The following is a 14,874-nucleotide window of genomic DNA, read 5'->3' as shown; positions in this document are numbered from 1 at the left end:
CCTCAGAGAGGGAGGCTGAGGAGGGGGCAGAGGGGAAGAAACCCGCCCTGTGGGCGGACGGAGAGAGGAAAGGACGGTTTATCATGATCCAACTGACAAAACGAAACGGTGAGCGGTTCCTGCTTAACCACCAGCAGATTGAGAGCATCGAGATGATCCCGGAGTCCAAAATTGTCATGATGAACCGAGACTACTTCATCGTGCGGGAGAGCCCAGACCAGATCATCCGGAAGATTTCGGAGTATAACGCCAAGGTGCAGGACGTACACCGCGCCCTGACCATTGTGGACCGGCGCTGAGAGGCGCCGGTCACAGGGGATGTTTGACAGGCGCCGCAGACGCTGCGCCGGAGGCTGCGCTTTTCAAATGTTCCCTGAGAGAAACATAAAGAGGTGGATATTACATGAATATTACCTATATTATCGGTGTAATCGCGGCTTTTGGCGTCATGGTCATCGGCATGATGCAGGGGGGAGACGGAGGCTTCCTGACCCCCGGCCAGATCATGAACTTTGTGGACGGCGCTTCGGTGTTTATCACCATCGGCTGTACCTTCGCCGTGCTGATTGCCAGCTTCCCCATCCCTACCCTGGCAGCCATCCCCAAGCATCTGGCGGTGCTGATGAATACCAAGAAGTATGACCCCATGGCCATCATCGAGCGGCTGGTGGAGCTGGCCCAGGTGGCCCGGAAAAACGGCCTGCTGGCGCTGGAGGAGATGGGCAACCAGGAGAGCGACCCCTTCTTCAAGCAGTGCATCATGCTGGTGGTGGACAACAACGACGCCGACCAGGCCCGGGAAATTATGATGAACGACATCGAGCAGTCCTCCGCCCGGCACGAGGACGCTGCGGGGATGTATGACAGAGCCTCCTCCGTGGCCCCCGCCTTCGGCATGGTGGGCACGCTGGTCGGTCTGATTAACATGCTGAAGGGCATGGACGTCTCCGGCGACGGCGCCAGCAGCATCGGCACCGCCATGGGCACCGCCCTGATTACCACCCTGTACGGCTGCGTGCTGGCCCACATGATCTTCGGCCCCATCGCCACCCAGCTGCGCCAGCGGGACGAGGAGGAGACCCTGTGCAAGCTCATCATCGTGGAGGGCATTATGTCCATCCAGGCCGGCGCCAACCCCAAGTTTTTGCGCGAGAAGCTGCTCACCTTCCTGAGCCAGAAGCAGCGCTCTGACGACGGCGGCGGCAAGAAGGGCAAAAAGGGCGACGAGTAAATCCCCATAGACAGGGCCGCCGGAGGCGGCGGCCCCCTACAGTAGAGGCCGGCCCCTGGCCGGCCCGCCCGAGAGAGGTGAACTGACCTATGGCAAGCATTAAAAAGAAATCCTCCGGCGGAGGCGGCGGCGCCAACTGGATGGACACCTACGGAGACATGGTCACTCTGCTGCTGTGCTTCTTTGTTCTGCTGTACTCCATCTCCACCGTGGACGCGGAGAAGTGGCTGATCGTGGTCCGCAGCTTCAACCGGGACGCCATGGTGGCGGAGGAACAGCCCAGCGGCCCAAAAGGCTCGGAGGACACCTCCGGCGGCGACGGCATGCCCGCCCTGAGCGAGGTGGAGGAGGAGATCAACGAGCTCTATGAGTTTTTGAAGGACCTTGAGTCCGCCCAGGGCGACGGTACCATCAGCGTCAGCCAGGGCGACGGCTATGTGTTTATCTCCTTCGCCGACGCGGTGTTCTTCGATGGAGACAGCTACGCTCTGCGCCAAGGCGGGAAGGACATCCTGGATACCATTATTCCGAAGCTGGATGAGGTGAGCCCGTCCATCGACGAGCTGAGGGTGATCGGCCACACCGCCCAGGCGGGCAACACGCCCAACCCCACCCTGGCTGACCGGCTGCTGTCCGGCAACCGGGCGTCCACCGTGGTGGCCTACATCCAGAACCAAATCCCTGCGGAGCATCTGGCTCCCGGGCGGATGGTGGCCGAGGGCCACGGCCAGTGGCGTAACGCGGCCCCCAACGATACCCCGGAGGGCAAGGCCAAGAACCGCCGGGTGGAGATGATCATCACCGGCCGGGGACTGGAGGGCCCGCTGCAGGACAACTATAAGAAATACGACACAATGCTTAAAAGCTCGGGTACGCTGCAGGTGACCGGCACGCTGCAGGTGACCGGCTGATGCGTGAACCCTCCGCCCCGGCGGGGGCGGAAAGACCTGGAGACAAAATGGGGGAACGATATGGCTGAAGTCTTATCACAAAGTCAGATAGACGCCCTTTTGAATGCTGCCCGCAGCGGTGAGCTGGACATGGACAGCCCTAAAGAGGAGTCTACTGAGAAAAAATATCGTAAATATGACTTTTACAGCCCGCGCAAGTTCACCAAGGACCGGCTGAAGATGCTCAACAGCATCTTTGAGGGCTATGCCAGGGTCATCAACTCCCGGATCAACGCCCTGCTTCACGCCACCTGCGAGATTGATGTGGACAGCGTGGAGGAGCAGCGCTACTACGAGTTTTCCAACGCTTTGACGGAGAGCGACGTGGTGGCCCTGGCCAAGATCGACCTGGAGAAGCTCCAGGGGGAGGACCCCATCCTGATCCACATGGACACCCCTGTGGTGCTGTCCATGCTGGACCGGATGATGGGCGGCGAGGGCGACCCGGACGCCAGTCTGTCCAGCGATTACAACCTCACCGACCTGGAGCTGAACATGTACGAGGGCCTGATCGCGGACCTGATCCCCATCCTGGGCAGCAGCTGGGAGAACTACATCACCATCCACTTTTCCTATACCCGCACCGAGGTGAACCCCACCCTGGTTCAGCTCATCGGCTATGACGAGACGGTGGTGATTGTGGGGCTGAACATCAAGTTCCCCAACTGCACAGGGCGCATGAGCCTGTGTCTGCCCGGCGAGATGCTGACCAACATCTTTACCGAGATCAGCAAGAGCACCAGCCGCCGCAGCACCGGAGAGGACAAGTCGGAGGAGATTTTCGACACCCTGCGCGAGTCTGAGCTGGAGATTGTGGCGGAGCTGGCCAGGACCAGAATCCTGCTCAGCGACCTGTATCACCTGAATGTGGGCGATGTGGTGGATATCAAGCGTCCCAAGGACGCCCCGGTCTTTTTGAATATCGGAGGCCGCCGGTGGTTTGACGGACGGATGGGCACCAGCAATAAGCAGGTGGCCGTGAAAATAGGCGAGACCTATATTAAACAGTAGGCTAAAAGGAGCGAATCTGGATGGAAGATATTATTTTTAGCCCGATGGAAATAGATGCCATCGGGGAGATCATGAACATCAGCTTGGGCTCCTCGGCCACCGCGGCGTCTAACATGCTGGATCACCGGGTGGACATCACAACCCCCAGAGTGAGCGTTGTCAACGCGGAGGACTTTACCCTAGGCAAGATCGAACCGGCGGTGGGCGTAGAGATTAAGTACGTCTGCGGCCTGGAGGGCAGCAACATCATGCTGCTCAAGCGCAGCGACGTCAAGGCCATTGTGGATATCCTGCTGATGACCGAGACACCGGACGAGGAGTTTGAGCTTAACGACCTGTCCATCAGCGCGGTGTGCGAGGTCATGAACCAGATGATGGGCTCCTCCGCCACCGCCCTGTCTGACTTTCTGGGCCGGATGGTGAACATCTCCACCCCCGAGTCCTTTGAGCTGAACGATTTGGACAAGGTGAAGGAGGAGCACTTCCCCGTCACCAAGGGCCCCGTGATCGTAGTCCGGTTCAATCTGACTATCGAGGGCGTTCTGGACAGCGAGTTCATGAACGTTATGTCGGTGGAGCTGGGCAAGGAGCTGATTGCCGGCATCGGCTTCAACATGGATGAGGAGGAGCCCGCTCCGGAGCCCGCCGCGCCCGCCCCGGCTCCTGCCGGCGGCGGCGCCACCATGAGCCAGGAGGAGATCGAGGCGATGATGGCGGGCGGCACTCCGCCAGCGGCACCCGCAGCGCCCGCAGCTCCTGTGGGACAGCCCGCCCCAGTCCCCGGAGCGCCAGCCCCGGGAGAGATGCCCCCCTATCCCGGCTACCCCCCCTACGGCCAGATGCCCGCGCCGGGACAGTATCCCTACCCCTATCCCCCCTACCCCATGTACCCGCCCCAGCAGCCCGCGCCGCCTGAGCCCAAGGTTATCAACGCGGCCCAGCCCAAGATGCGGGAGCTCAGCGCCGACGCCAGACTCAGCCAGGAGCAGAAGGATAACCTGGACCTGATCCTCTCCGTCCCGCTGGAGGTGGCGGTGGAGATTGGCCGGACCCGGCGGAAGATTCAGGAAATTTTGTCCTTCTCCAAGGGCTCCCTGGTGGTGCTGGATAAGCTGGCCGGCGATCAGGTGGACCTGCTGGTCAACGGCCAGTGCGTGGCCAAGGGCGACGTGGTGGTCATCGACGATAACTTTGGCATCCGAATCACCGAGATTCTGCAAAAACCCGACATCAATGAGTTGGTCCAGGGCTGACCCCCTATTTGAATATAGAAAACAAAATTGTAATTTTGAAAAAAGGAAGGTTAACTATGGCTAAGATTCTTACGGTTGACGACGCTGCTTTTATGCGGAAGGTTATCAAGGACACTCTGAGCAAGGCTGGCTACACCGATATTTTTGAGGCCGAGGACGGAGCACAGGCGGTAGAGAAGTACAATGAGCTGAAGCCCGATCTGGTGCTGATGGACATCACCATGCCCAACATGGACGGCCTGGAGGCCCTGAAGGCCATCCGCGCCGCCGACGCCAACGCCAATGTGGTCATGTGCTCCGCCATGGGTCAGGAGACCATGGTCATCGACGCCATCCGTTCCGGCGCCAAGGACTTCATTGTCAAGCCCTTCAAGCCCGAGCGCGTGCTGAAGACGGTCACCTCCATCGTGGGCGAGCCCTGATTCCATGAATGACCCGATTCTCTCGGTCATTGGCCTGCTGGCGATTATCCTCCTGGTGCTGGTTGGAGCCTACCTTTTTACCAAGTGGGCGGGCAAAAGCCTGAACGGAGGCCTCATCGCTGGCTTTGGCGGAGGACGCCGTCTGGAGGTGCTGGACCGGGCGGGCCTGGGAAAGGACCAGAGCCTGCTGGTGGTCCGGGCCGGACAGCGGTATCTGCTGCTGGGCAGCACCCCCGCAGGAGTGACCCTGCTGGCCGAGCTGACACAGGAGGAGGGAGAGAGCTGGAGCTCTCCCGCTTCGCCCCGGGGGGCGGAGGTGGGGAAAAAGCCCGATTTCCTCGCTCTGATGCAGCGGCTGAGAGAGAAAAAATGAGCGCTGAGGAGAACCGAGGTGAGGAACAATGCCAACTGATGCGCTGATCAATGTAAACGGAGAGAGCGTACAGGCGCTGGAGATTTTATTCTTCACCACCATCATGATGCTTCTGCCCTCGCTGATCATCATGATGACCTCCTTTACCCGGTATATCGTGGTGTTCTCCTTCCTGAGAGGCGCGATGGGTACCCAGCAGACCCCGCCCAACATGGTGCTCGTCGGCATGGCGCTGATTCTGACCCTCTTCACCATGACCCCAACCCTGAACCAGATTAACGAGGAGGCCTTTCAGCCCTATCAGGAGGAGGAGATCACCCAGGTGGAATTCTTCCAACGGGCCCAGGTCCCCCTCAAGCGGTTCATGAGCCACTGGGCCTCGGTGGAGAGCATGGAGCTTTACTGCAACATGTCGGGCATCCCCGTGCCGGAGACGGAGGAGGAGTCTCAGGACCTGCCCCTCACAGTGATTATTCCCGCCTTTATCACCTCAGAGCTGAAGCAGGCCTTTATCATCGGCTTCCTGCTCTATATCCCCTTTATCCTGATTGACATGGTGGTGGCCTCCACCCTGATGTCCATGGGTATGGTTATGCTCCCACCCTCCATGATCTCCACCCCCTTCAAGCTGCTGCTGTTTATCCTGCTGGACGGGTGGCAGCTGCTGTTCTCCACCCTCGCGCGGGGCTTTGGACTGGGATAAGGAGGGAACATGGATACAAATTTAGTCGTTGAGAAGCTGCGGGAGGGCGTCTGGGTTGCCATCAAGCTGGGCGGGCCCACGCTGCTGCTCAGTATGATGGTGGGCATCCTGATCGCCATCTTCCAGGCCGTCACCCAGATTCACGAGCAGAGCCTGGGCTTTATCCTCAAGCTCATGGTGGTCATTCTGGTACTTCTTGTAGGGGGAGGCTGGATGATGCAGAACCTCCTGGACTACGCCAGAGGGCTCTTTGAGCTGATGGCCGCCCGATAGAGGAGGACCGCGCTGTGGACCTTTGGACCTCGCTTACCCTGTTTCTGCTCATCACAGCCCGGATGAGCGGCTGCGTCCTGTTCAACCCCCTGCTGGGCCGGAGAGGCATTCCGGGAATCGTTAAGGCCGGCTTTATTATGATGCTGTCCTTTTGTGTTTTCGCGATAGCGCCCGCCCCCCGGCAGCTGCCGGACAGCCTGCTGGGACTGGCTCTGGTGTTTCTGCTGGAGCTGTTCCTGGGTTATATTCTGGGCCTGGTGGTCAATATCTTCTTCTATATCCCCCTGCTGGCGGGCTCCGTCATCGATATGCAGATGGGCCTGGCCATGGCCTCCACCTATGACCCGGCCTCGGGCATCCAGGTGACGGCCACCTCCACTCTGCTCAATACGCTGATGTCGCTGCTGTTCTTCGCGGCCAACGGCCACCAGACCTTGATCCGCATTTTTGCGGTGTCAGGACAGATTGTCCCATTTGGGGCGGTGGCCTTGGGAGAAAACCTCTACGCTGCGGTGATTGAGCTGTTTCTCAGCTGCACCGTCCTGGGCATCAAGCTGTGTATGCCGATTTTGGCGGCGGAGCTGATGGGTCAGGTGGGCATGGGCATCCTGATGAAGGTCATCCCCCAGATCAACGTGTTTGTCATCAACATCGAGCTGAAGGTCATCATCGGACTGGTGCTTATCTTCCTGCTCATTACCCCGTTCAGTGAGTTTCTGCTGGACGCGGAAATTCAGATGCTGACCGCGCTCCAGCGTATCCTGCCCTTGATGTCGGGCTGAGCGGCGGCAGGACGGCTGACAAAGGGGGGATGAATCCATGGCCGGCGAATCCAAGACCGAAAAGGCAACACCAAAAAAGCGGCGTGACGAACGAAAAAAAGGCAACGTCATGATGAGCAAGGACGCCGTCGCTGTGGTCACCCTGGTGGGGAGCCTGTTTATGGTTCAGATGATGGGTGGCGTTCTGCTGGAGCGGCTTCAGCTCCTGCTGAGCCTCTGCTTCAGCTATATGGGACCGGGCTCCTTGAGTACGTTTCCCGGTGTGCTGAACGAGCTGTTTAAAACCGTCGCTGTGACCTTCGCAGTGATGGCGGGCCCCTTTCTGGCGGTTACCTGTGTGCTGGCCATTGGCGCAACCTTTTTTCAGACAAAAATGCTGGTGGCTGGCGACTCTATCAAGCCAAAATTCAGCCGTCTCAACCCCCTCCAGGGCCTCAAGCGGCTGTTTTCCCTGCGCAGCGTAATCGAGGCATTCAAGAGTATCCTGAAGATTACGATTCTGCTTGTTCTGATTTTCAACTACTTCAAAAAAGAGGCCCAGGGCTTCTCCCGGTTCCTGGATATGGAGCTGTGGCAGTCCTGCAGCATCCTGTTTAAAGAGAGCATCGGCCTGGTGGTGCAGATTTCCATTGCTTTCGCGGCTCTGGCCTTCTTTGATTACCTGTATCAGTGGTGGGACTATGAGCGCCAGCTGAAAATGTCCAAACAGGAGATCAAAGAGGAGTATAAGCAGACCGAGGGCGATCCCCAGGTCAAGGGCAAGATCAAGCAAATCCAGCGCCAGCGGGCGCAGCAGCGGATGATGCAGCAGGTGCCTGAGGCCGACGTGGTCATCCGTAACCCTACCCACTTTGCCGTGGCCTTGCGGTATAAGCCTGACAAGGACAGCGCCCCGGTGGTGGTGGCCAAGGGCATGGATGAGCTGGCCCTGCGCATCGTCAAGGTGGCGGAGGAGCACGGAATCTCCACTGTGGAGAATGTCCCCCTGGCCCACGCCCTCTATGACAGCACCGAGCTGGATCGGGAGATCCCGCCCGACCTCTACGGCCCGGTGGCTGAGATTCTGGTCTATGTCCTGAAGCTGGACCGGGAAGTAAATTAAATTCGAGTATAAGGCCCCTTTTGGGCGTTTTGATAACATTTAAGGAAAGGATGACACCATGCGGCGACTTTTTCAAAACAGCATAGCCCTTCTTGTGGTGGTCATCGTCCTGTTCCTGATTGTCCCCCTGCATCCGGCTCTGCTGGACATTCTGATTATCGCGAATATCTCCATCTCCATTGTGATCCTGATGATTACCATGACCATCTCTGAGGCGCTGGAGTTTTCCATCTTCCCCTCCCTGCTGCTGATTACCACCCTGTTCCGGCTGGGACTGAACGTGTCCACCACCCGGTCCATCCTGAGCTATGACGGCAGCACTGAAATCGGAACGGCGGTGATCCGGACCTTCGGCCAGATGATTACCCAGGGCAACATCGTGCTGGGCGTCATCATCTTCCTGATTATCGTGCTGGTGCAGTTTATCGTCATCACCAAGGGCGCCGAGCGCGTGGCCGAGGTGGCCGCCCGGTTCACCCTGGACGCTATGCCCGGCAAGCAGATGGCCATCGATGCCGACCTGTCCTCCGGCCTGATCAACGAGCAGCAGGCCCGGGAGCGGCGGTATAAAATTCAGAAGGAGGCCGACTTCTACGGAGCTATGGACGGCGCCACCAAGATTGTCAAGGGCGACGCCATTATGTCCCTGATTATCACCGCCGTCAACCTCATCGGCGGCATCATTCTGGGCAGCATCAACGGCGTGGGCGATTTGGGCACCGTGGCCCAGACCTACTCCATCGCCACCATCGGCGACGGCCTGGTCTCTCAGCTGCCTGCCCTGATGATCTCCACCGCCACCGGCATGATCGTCACCCGGTCGGTGTCCGACGGCAGCCTGAACACCGACGTGGTCAAGCAGTTTGCCCGGCAGCCCCGGGCAATCCTCACGGCCGGACTGGTGCTGGTGCTTTTGGGGGCCATCCCCGGAACCCCCACGCTCCCCTTGATGCTGGTGGGCGTAGCCCTGACGGCGCTGGGCTGGCTCATGAGCGGCCGGCTGGAGCGGCAGGAGGCTGTTGAGCAGATTCAGAGCCAGGAGACCGCGGAGGCCGCGGCCGCTATGGCGGAGGCACCCAGCGAAACTGACTACTATAAGGATATCAACAATGTGTACGGCCTGCTGTCCGTAGACCCCATCGAAATGGAGTTCGGATACAGCCTGATTCCCCTGGTGGACGAGAGCAGCGGCGGCAAGCTCATCAGCCGGATCGTCATCTTCCGCCGGCAGTACGCCCAGGACATGGGCTTTGTCATCCCCTCCATCCGCCTCCACGACTCCTCCGCACTGGGTGCCAACCAGTATGTGGTGAAGATCAAGGGGGAGGAGGTGGCCCGGGGCGAGATTCTGGTGGACTACTACCTGGCCCTGGAGCCCTCCAACCCGGCCGGCGAGATCGACGGCATCGAGACCATCGAGCCCGCCTACGGCATCCCCTCCCGATGGATTCTGCCGGAGAACAAGGAGATGGCCGAGATTTACGGCTACACGGTCATCGACCCCCTGTCGGTGATGCAGACCCACCTGAGCGAGGTGGTCCGCCGCCACGCCTACGAGCTGCTGGGCCGGGCGGAGGTCATCCAGCTGGTGGAGAACCTGAAAAAATCCGCCCCCGAGCTGGTGGAGGAGGCCATCCCGGCCGTGCTGTCCTACGCCAATCTGGAGCGTATCCTGAAGAATCTGCTGAAGGAGGGCGTCCCCATCCGGGACCTGGGCACCATTCTGGAGACGGCGGTGGATGCTTTGATGACCACCAAGGACTTGGACATGGTGTGCGAGAACATACGCGTAGCCCTCAGCCGCACCATCACCCGCCGCTTCTGCGAGCACGGCCAGCTCCGGGTGGTCACCCTGGACGCCGAGGTGGAGAAGCGGGTCATCAGCTCCCTGAGCAAGAACGAGCAGGGCATCTACCTGGCTATGGGCCCGGAGCTGATGCAGAACATTGTCAACCAGCTGGCCGAGTATCTGAAAAAGTTCAACGACCTGTCACAGACCCCCATTGTCCTCACAAGTCAGGTCATTCGGGTCTACCTCAGCCGGATGCTGGCCCAGTTCTACCCCAGCGTCTATGTGCTGTCCTTCAATGAGATCACCAGCGACGTGCAGATTCAGTCCCTGGGCAACATCGCCCTGAATGCGGCCCCGGCCCGGCCTGAGAGAAGGGCGGCGGCGGTATGAGCAGGGGAACAGCTTCCGCCGGGCAGGAGAAGCTGACCTGGAGCCAGAAGGAGCTGGATGAGCTGACCACTGAGGAGCTGTTCCAGACCTATAAGCGCACCGGGAATGAGGAGCTGAAGTGGCCCCTGGTCATGCGGTATGTGGGGCTGGTCAAGACCATCGCCCTTCAGGTGCGGGGAGTCTACTCCAGCTTCGCCCAGGTGGACGATATCGTCAACGAGGGCCTGCTCACCCTAGCCAGCGCGGTGGATAAGTTCGAACCGGCCAAGGGCATCAAGTTCGAGACCTATGTCTCCAAGCGCATCCGGGGGGCGGTCATCGACCTGGCCCGGCGGCAGGACTGGGTGCCCCGCAGTGTCCGGCGCAGAGCCCGGGACATTGACCGGGTCAGCGGCGAGCTGTTTTCCGAGCTGGGGCGCTACCCTACCGACCGGGAGATGGCTGAGCGGCTGGGCATCAGCCAGGACCAGTATCAGGAGGACCTGGCAAACTCCTCCATGTGCAACGTCCTGTCTCTGGACGCCATCTTTGAGGACCGGGAGGAGAACGGCGGAGCCGAGCTGCCTGACGGCAGTCAGGACAGCCGCCCGGAGGACTCTATGCTCCGCCAGGAGCTGCTGGAGACCCTGACCAAGGGAATTGAGTCCCTGCGGGAGAATGAACAGATGGTCATCTCTCTCTACTACCAGAAAAACCTCAGCATGAAGGAAATTGCCCAGGTAATGGAGGTTAGCGAGCCCCGTATCTCTCAGCTCCACTCCCGGGCCATCCAGAAGCTGAAGCTCTATATGAATCAGTATATGACCGGCTCCAAGTGAGCGGGGAAGACGAGAGGAGTTTTGCGCTATGGTGAGAGGCTTTTATAACCTGACCTCCGGGATGCTGTCTCAGGGGCGGCGAATGGACGTCATCGCCAACAATATGACCAACATCTCCACCGCCGGCTATAAGGCGGAGCAGTACACCGACCGGACCTTCGACGAGGTGATGGTGTCCCGCATCGGCAACAAGATCAAGTCGCCCTACCAGACCATGGAGACCTATCAGAGCCACATCCTGGCCCCCGACCACCTGTATACCGACTTTACCCAGGGGGCCCCGGAGGAGACCAACCTGCCCCTGGACTTCGCCATCATAGGCGAGGGCTTCTTCTCCATTCAGATGGCGGATGACAGCATCGCGTACACCCGGGCGGGCAGCTTCACCCTGGATAACGAGGGCTATCTGTGCCTGTCTGAGCTGGGCCGGGTGCTGGACCAGGAGGGCAACCCCATCCAGCTGCCCACCGACAAGCTGGATGCAGACAGCCATGGCAACCTGTACAACAAGGACGGCGGCTATCTGGGCACCCTGGGTGTCTATCAGTTTGAGGACAACCAGGCCCTGGAGCGCAACCCCTACGGCCTGTTTATCGGCGAGGGCGCCCAGATTAACGAGGAGGCCGTCGTTTACAACAAGTGGGTGGAGCGGTCCAACGTGGACCTGGTCAAGGAGATGGTGGAGATGATGTCCACCCAGCGGGCCCTCCAGAGCGCCGCCCAGATGAGCAAGATCTATGACCAGGTGATTCAGAAGGGTGTCAACAATATCGGCCAGATGTAAGGACCCTTCCAGAAAGAGAGGCGTGAGCGGAAATGAATATGTCCTTTTTCACCGGCGCTGTGGGCGCGTACATGCAGAACCAGCGCATGAACGTCCAGGCTAACAACATTGCCAATGTGAATAACTACGGCTTCAAGGCGGAGCGGGCTACCTTCCACCACCTGATGTATGGCAATGTGCTGGGCATTGACGAGGAGCAGCTGCCCAAGGGCTCCGGCACCAAGATGGCCAAGGCCAGCGTGGATTTTCTGAGCAGCAACGGCTATGTTGAGACGGGCCGCCGCTTTGACTATGCCATTGAGGGCGACGGGTTCTTCGCCCTGTATGACCCCGCCAGCGGCGAGATCTCCTTCACCCGGGACGGCGCCTTTGTGATGGCCCGGTTTGAGGTCCCGCCGGAGCCGGAGACCGACCCGGACACCGGAGAGGAGCTTCCGCCGGAGATCGACCCGGATACCGGGGAGGAGATTGTGCCGGAGAACACCGAGGAGTGGCGGCTCAGCGACAACGAGGGCCGTTGCGTGCTGGACAGCATGGGCAACTTTATCATCATCGACCCCGACAATCAGGATGCTGAGCTGGATATTGGCGTCTATGACTATCTGGTTTACGACGGGATGCTCCACGCCGACAGCGGGCGGTTCCTGCCCATCGAGAAAAACGGCGATCTGTACTTGGGCACCGGAAAGGTCATAAACAAATTCCTGGAGCTGTCCAACGTGGACCTCTCCCAGGAGTTTATCAAGGTGATCGAGTCCCAGCGGGCCTACAGCTACGCGCTGCGGATGGTCCAGGTTTCTGACGAGATCGAGCAGACAATCAACGGCCTGCCCAATTAACTGAAAGGGAGCGCGAGGGTATGATAAAGAATTATGATCAGTTGACCTCCCTGGAGATTGACACTCTGCGGGAGATCGGCAGCATCGGCACCGGGAACGCGGCCACCGCCCTTTCTCAGATGCTGAATAAAGAGGTAAGAATTACCTTGCCAGAAGTACGCATCATGGGGTATAATGAGGCTATCGAGTGGATCGGCGGTCCGGAGGAGGTCACCGCCGGGGTACTGGTGAAGATGAGCGGCGACGTGGGCGGCATTATGTTGTCCGTCCAGAAGCTGGAGCTGGTCAACGTGGTTCTGGAGACCATGCTGGGCACCAGCATCGCCAGCTACGACGCCTTGGGCGAACTGGAGCGGTCCGCCATGATCGAGATCGGCAATATCATGATCTCTACCTTTATCAACGCCATATCCGGCCTTGCGGACCTGAGCATCAAGCTGACGGTTCCCGCCTTTGCGGTGGACATGCAGGGCGCCATCCTGACTGTGCCGATGGCCGAGTACGGCGGCATGTCCGATTATTTGATGGCCATCGGGGGAAATTTTGTCTGTGAGGGCAAGCAGGTCCCCTGTCACGTTATTTTGTCTCCAGACCTGCGCTCTTTGGATTTCTTGCTAAGGAAGCTGGGCGTTAGTGATGAGTGAAAAAAAAATAACAGTAGGTATCGCTGATATGAAGATTGCCAAGGGGGATGGCATTCTGGTGACCTACGCGTTAGGGTCCTGCATAGGTCTCTGTTTCCACGACCCTCGCCTGCGGCTGGGGGCTCTGCTCCATATTATGCTGCCGCTTAACCTGGAAACGGGGCGGACCCATCCGATGAAATACGCGGACACCGGAATTAAGGAGACGCTGAAGCAGCTGGAGGCCCAGGGCGCCTCCCGCGCCAGGATGACCGTGAAGATTGCCGGCGGGGCCAAAATGTTTGAGGTTTCGGGCAGCAGCGGCCTGGGCAACATAGGTCAGCGGAACATTGAGAGCGTCCATACCATCCTGAAGCGGGAAAACATCCGCCTGGTTGGAGAGTACACCGGAGGAACAGTCGCCCGGACTCTGCTCTTCGACGTGGTCTCCGGTCAGGGATGTATCCGGTCCTATGGAGTGAAGGACATCATTTTTTAAGACAGACCCGAAGCGCGGCGGGCGCATCCTAAATAGAGTGAGGAGTGTCAGTAATGGCAGAGGTACATAACAGCGGTATCCTATTGGAATCCGGCACCAATGAGATCGAGATCATGGAGTTTACCATTGACAACAACCTGTATGGCATCAATGTGGCCAAGGTGCGGGAGATCATTATGTCCGCTCCGGTGAAGGCGATGCCCCATACGCATCCTGCGGTGGAGGGCATTTTCAAGCCCAGAGATATTGTCATCACCGTGGTGGATCTGCCCAAGTACCTCAGCGGGGTGGACAGCGAGAAGCTGGACAAGGACCTGTTTATTGTCACCAACTTCAACAAGATGTACATTGCCTTCCGGGTCCACACTGTGGTGGGCATCAACCGTATCTCCTGGACTGATATCCACAAGCCGGACAAGACGGTCTCCGGCGGCTCTGAGGGTGTGGCCACCGGCATTGCCCAGTGCGGCAAGGATTTGGTGACCATTCTGGATTTTGAGCGCATTGTGGCGGAGATTGCCCCGGAGACTACCATTCAGCTGAATGAGATCGACAAGATGGGCCCCCGGGACCGAAGCAATGAGCCCATCTGGGTGGCGGAGGACTCCATTCTCCTGTCCAAAATGATTGAGGACTGCCTGCATAAGGCGGGCTATGTCAATCTGCGCCTGTTCCCCAACGGTCAGGAGATGTGGGACGCGCTGAACGCCCTGCCCCAGGGCGGCAAGCTGTCGGATCAGGTGGCGCTGATTATCACCGATATCGAGATGCCGCAGATGGACGGACACCGCCTCACCAAGCTGGTCAAGAGCAATGCCCGCTTCCGGGAGATTCCGCTGATTATCTTCTCCTCTCTGATTAGTGAGGAGATGCGGATTAAGGGCCGTCAGCTGGGCGCGGATGAGCAGATGAGCAAGCCGGAGATTGGCCACCTGGTGGACGTGATGGACCATCTGCTGGGCAAGAAGTAAAGGAACGCCAGCCCCCTGACGCAGACGACAGACCTGCGTCAGGGGGCTTTTGGATTAA

General features: G+C 59.2%; 18 protein-coding genes. All 18 read left to right on the top strand.

Annotated features, from left to right (window positions below):
- Positions 1-83 precede the first annotated feature (83 nt).
- Positions 84-299, top strand: a complete 216-nt coding sequence (locus tag D1641_RS08300; RefSeq protein WP_160664582.1) for a flagellar FlbD family protein — start codon at positions 84-86, stop codon at positions 297-299.
- Between the two features lie 104 nt (positions 300-403).
- On the top strand, positions 404-1,231 hold the full coding sequence (locus tag D1641_RS08295; protein ID WP_160664580.1) for a MotA/TolQ/ExbB proton channel family protein: 828 nt from the start codon (positions 404-406) through the stop codon (positions 1,229-1,231).
- An 89-nt stretch (positions 1,232-1,320) separates the two neighbouring features.
- The gene (locus D1641_RS08290; RefSeq protein ID WP_160664578.1) at positions 1,321-2,142 is read left to right on the top strand and encodes a flagellar motor protein MotB; all 822 of its coding nucleotides are present in this window, start codon (positions 1,321-1,323) and stop codon (positions 2,140-2,142) included.
- A gap of 60 nt (positions 2,143-2,202) precedes the next feature.
- Positions 2,203-3,192 (top strand): FliM/FliN family flagellar motor switch protein, encoded by a 990-nt coding sequence (locus D1641_RS08285; protein ID WP_160664576.1) that lies wholly within the window; start codon positions 2,203-2,205, stop codon positions 3,190-3,192.
- A 20-nt stretch (positions 3,193-3,212) separates the two neighbouring features.
- Positions 3,213-4,445 carry a flagellar motor switch phosphatase FliY gene (gene fliY, locus D1641_RS08280; protein ID WP_160664574.1) on the top strand — a complete coding sequence of 411 codons (1,233 nt, stop codon included), beginning with the start codon at positions 3,213-3,215 and terminating at the stop codon, positions 4,443-4,445.
- A gap of 56 nt (positions 4,446-4,501) precedes the next feature.
- Positions 4,502-4,867, top strand: coding sequence for a response regulator (locus D1641_RS08275; RefSeq protein WP_160664572.1), 366 nt, complete (start codon positions 4,502-4,504; stop codon positions 4,865-4,867).
- Between the two features lie 4 nt (positions 4,868-4,871).
- On the top strand, positions 4,872-5,240 hold the full coding sequence (locus tag D1641_RS08270) for a flagellar biosynthetic protein FliO (RefSeq protein ID WP_160664570.1): 369 nt from the start codon (positions 4,872-4,874) through the stop codon (positions 5,238-5,240).
- A 28-nt stretch (positions 5,241-5,268) separates the two neighbouring features.
- Positions 5,269-5,943 carry a flagellar type III secretion system pore protein FliP gene (gene fliP / locus D1641_RS08265; protein WP_160664568.1) on the top strand — a complete coding sequence of 225 codons (675 nt, stop codon included), beginning with the start codon at positions 5,269-5,271 and terminating at the stop codon, positions 5,941-5,943.
- Between the two features lie 9 nt (positions 5,944-5,952).
- Complete coding sequence (locus tag D1641_RS08260; protein WP_160664566.1) at positions 5,953-6,216, top strand: flagellar biosynthetic protein FliQ; 264 nt, start codon at positions 5,953-5,955, stop codon at positions 6,214-6,216.
- Positions 6,217-6,230: 14 nt separating this feature from the next.
- A complete protein-coding gene (locus tag D1641_RS08255; RefSeq protein ID WP_347707403.1) occupies positions 6,231-6,998 on the top strand; it encodes a flagellar biosynthetic protein FliR in 768 nt (255 codons plus the stop codon).
- A 37-nt stretch (positions 6,999-7,035) separates the two neighbouring features.
- The gene (gene flhB / locus D1641_RS08250; protein ID WP_160664564.1) at positions 7,036-8,100 is read left to right on the top strand and encodes a flagellar biosynthesis protein FlhB; all 1,065 of its coding nucleotides are present in this window, start codon (positions 7,036-7,038) and stop codon (positions 8,098-8,100) included.
- Between the two features lie 58 nt (positions 8,101-8,158).
- A complete protein-coding gene (flhA, locus tag D1641_RS08245; RefSeq protein WP_160664562.1) occupies positions 8,159-10,282 on the top strand; it encodes a flagellar biosynthesis protein FlhA in 2,124 nt (707 codons plus the stop codon).
- Positions 10,279-11,100 (top strand): FliA/WhiG family RNA polymerase sigma factor, encoded by an 822-nt coding sequence (locus D1641_RS08240; RefSeq protein WP_160664560.1) that lies wholly within the window; start codon positions 10,279-10,281, stop codon positions 11,098-11,100. The genes flhA and D1641_RS08240 overlap by 4 nt, the downstream gene beginning before the upstream one ends.
- 28 nt (positions 11,101-11,128) lie before the next feature.
- Positions 11,129-11,884 carry a flagellar hook-basal body protein gene (locus tag D1641_RS08235; RefSeq protein ID WP_160664558.1) on the top strand — a complete coding sequence of 252 codons (756 nt, stop codon included), beginning with the start codon at positions 11,129-11,131 and terminating at the stop codon, positions 11,882-11,884.
- Between the two features lie 32 nt (positions 11,885-11,916).
- The gene (locus D1641_RS08230; protein WP_160664556.1) at positions 11,917-12,723 is read left to right on the top strand and encodes a flagellar hook basal-body protein; all 807 of its coding nucleotides are present in this window, start codon (positions 11,917-11,919) and stop codon (positions 12,721-12,723) included.
- 20 nt (positions 12,724-12,743) lie between these two features.
- Positions 12,744-13,367: a chemotaxis protein CheC gene (locus D1641_RS08225; protein ID WP_201757302.1), complete on the top strand. Its 624-nt coding sequence runs from the start codon at positions 12,744-12,746 to the stop codon at positions 13,365-13,367.
- Positions 13,360-13,845 carry a chemotaxis protein CheD gene (locus tag D1641_RS08220; RefSeq protein WP_160664554.1) on the top strand — a complete coding sequence of 162 codons (486 nt, stop codon included), beginning with the start codon at positions 13,360-13,362 and terminating at the stop codon, positions 13,843-13,845. Before D1641_RS08225 ends, D1641_RS08220 begins: the two co-directional genes overlap by 8 nt.
- 53 nt (positions 13,846-13,898) lie before the next feature.
- Positions 13,899-14,816: a chemotaxis protein gene (locus tag D1641_RS08215; RefSeq protein WP_160664552.1), complete on the top strand. Its 918-nt coding sequence runs from the start codon at positions 13,899-13,901 to the stop codon at positions 14,814-14,816.
- Positions 14,817-14,874 lie beyond the last annotated feature (58 nt).

The sequence above is a fragment of the Colidextribacter sp. OB.20 genome (assembly GCF_009911595.1).
In the GTDB taxonomy this organism is placed as follows: Bacteria; Bacillota; Clostridia; order Oscillospirales; family Oscillospiraceae; genus Lawsonibacter.
Note: the sequence above shows the minus strand (reverse complement) of the source record. Positions and strands in the feature narration are given on the sequence as shown.

Coding starts and splice junctions, on each gene's coding strand:
- D1641_RS08300 (WP_160664582.1), top strand. CDS start 84: ATGATCCAACTGACAAAACGAAACGGTGAGCGGTTCCTGCTTAACCAC.
- D1641_RS08295 (WP_160664580.1), top strand. CDS start 404: ATGAATATTACCTATATTATCGGTGTAATCGCGGCTTTTGGCGTCATG.
- D1641_RS08290 (WP_160664578.1), top strand. CDS start 1,321: ATGGCAAGCATTAAAAAGAAATCCTCCGGCGGAGGCGGCGGCGCCAAC.
- D1641_RS08285 (WP_160664576.1), top strand. CDS start 2,203: ATGGCTGAAGTCTTATCACAAAGTCAGATAGACGCCCTTTTGAATGCT.
- fliY (WP_160664574.1), top strand. CDS start 3,213: ATGGAAGATATTATTTTTAGCCCGATGGAAATAGATGCCATCGGGGAG.
- D1641_RS08275 (WP_160664572.1), top strand. CDS start 4,502: ATGGCTAAGATTCTTACGGTTGACGACGCTGCTTTTATGCGGAAGGTT.
- D1641_RS08270 (WP_160664570.1), top strand. CDS start 4,872: ATGAATGACCCGATTCTCTCGGTCATTGGCCTGCTGGCGATTATCCTC.
- fliP (WP_160664568.1), top strand. CDS start 5,269: ATGCCAACTGATGCGCTGATCAATGTAAACGGAGAGAGCGTACAGGCG.
- D1641_RS08260 (WP_160664566.1), top strand. CDS start 5,953: ATGGATACAAATTTAGTCGTTGAGAAGCTGCGGGAGGGCGTCTGGGTT.
- flhB (WP_160664564.1), top strand. CDS start 7,036: ATGGCCGGCGAATCCAAGACCGAAAAGGCAACACCAAAAAAGCGGCGT.
- flhA (WP_160664562.1), top strand. CDS start 8,159: ATGCGGCGACTTTTTCAAAACAGCATAGCCCTTCTTGTGGTGGTCATC.
- D1641_RS08240 (WP_160664560.1), top strand. CDS start 10,279: ATGAGCAGGGGAACAGCTTCCGCCGGGCAGGAGAAGCTGACCTGGAGC.
- D1641_RS08235 (WP_160664558.1), top strand. CDS start 11,129: ATGGTGAGAGGCTTTTATAACCTGACCTCCGGGATGCTGTCTCAGGGG.
- D1641_RS08230 (WP_160664556.1), top strand. CDS start 11,917: ATGAATATGTCCTTTTTCACCGGCGCTGTGGGCGCGTACATGCAGAAC.
- D1641_RS08225 (WP_201757302.1), top strand. CDS start 12,744: ATGATAAAGAATTATGATCAGTTGACCTCCCTGGAGATTGACACTCTG.
- D1641_RS08220 (WP_160664554.1), top strand. CDS start 13,360: ATGAGTGAAAAAAAAATAACAGTAGGTATCGCTGATATGAAGATTGCC.
- D1641_RS08215 (WP_160664552.1), top strand. CDS start 13,899: ATGGCAGAGGTACATAACAGCGGTATCCTATTGGAATCCGGCACCAAT.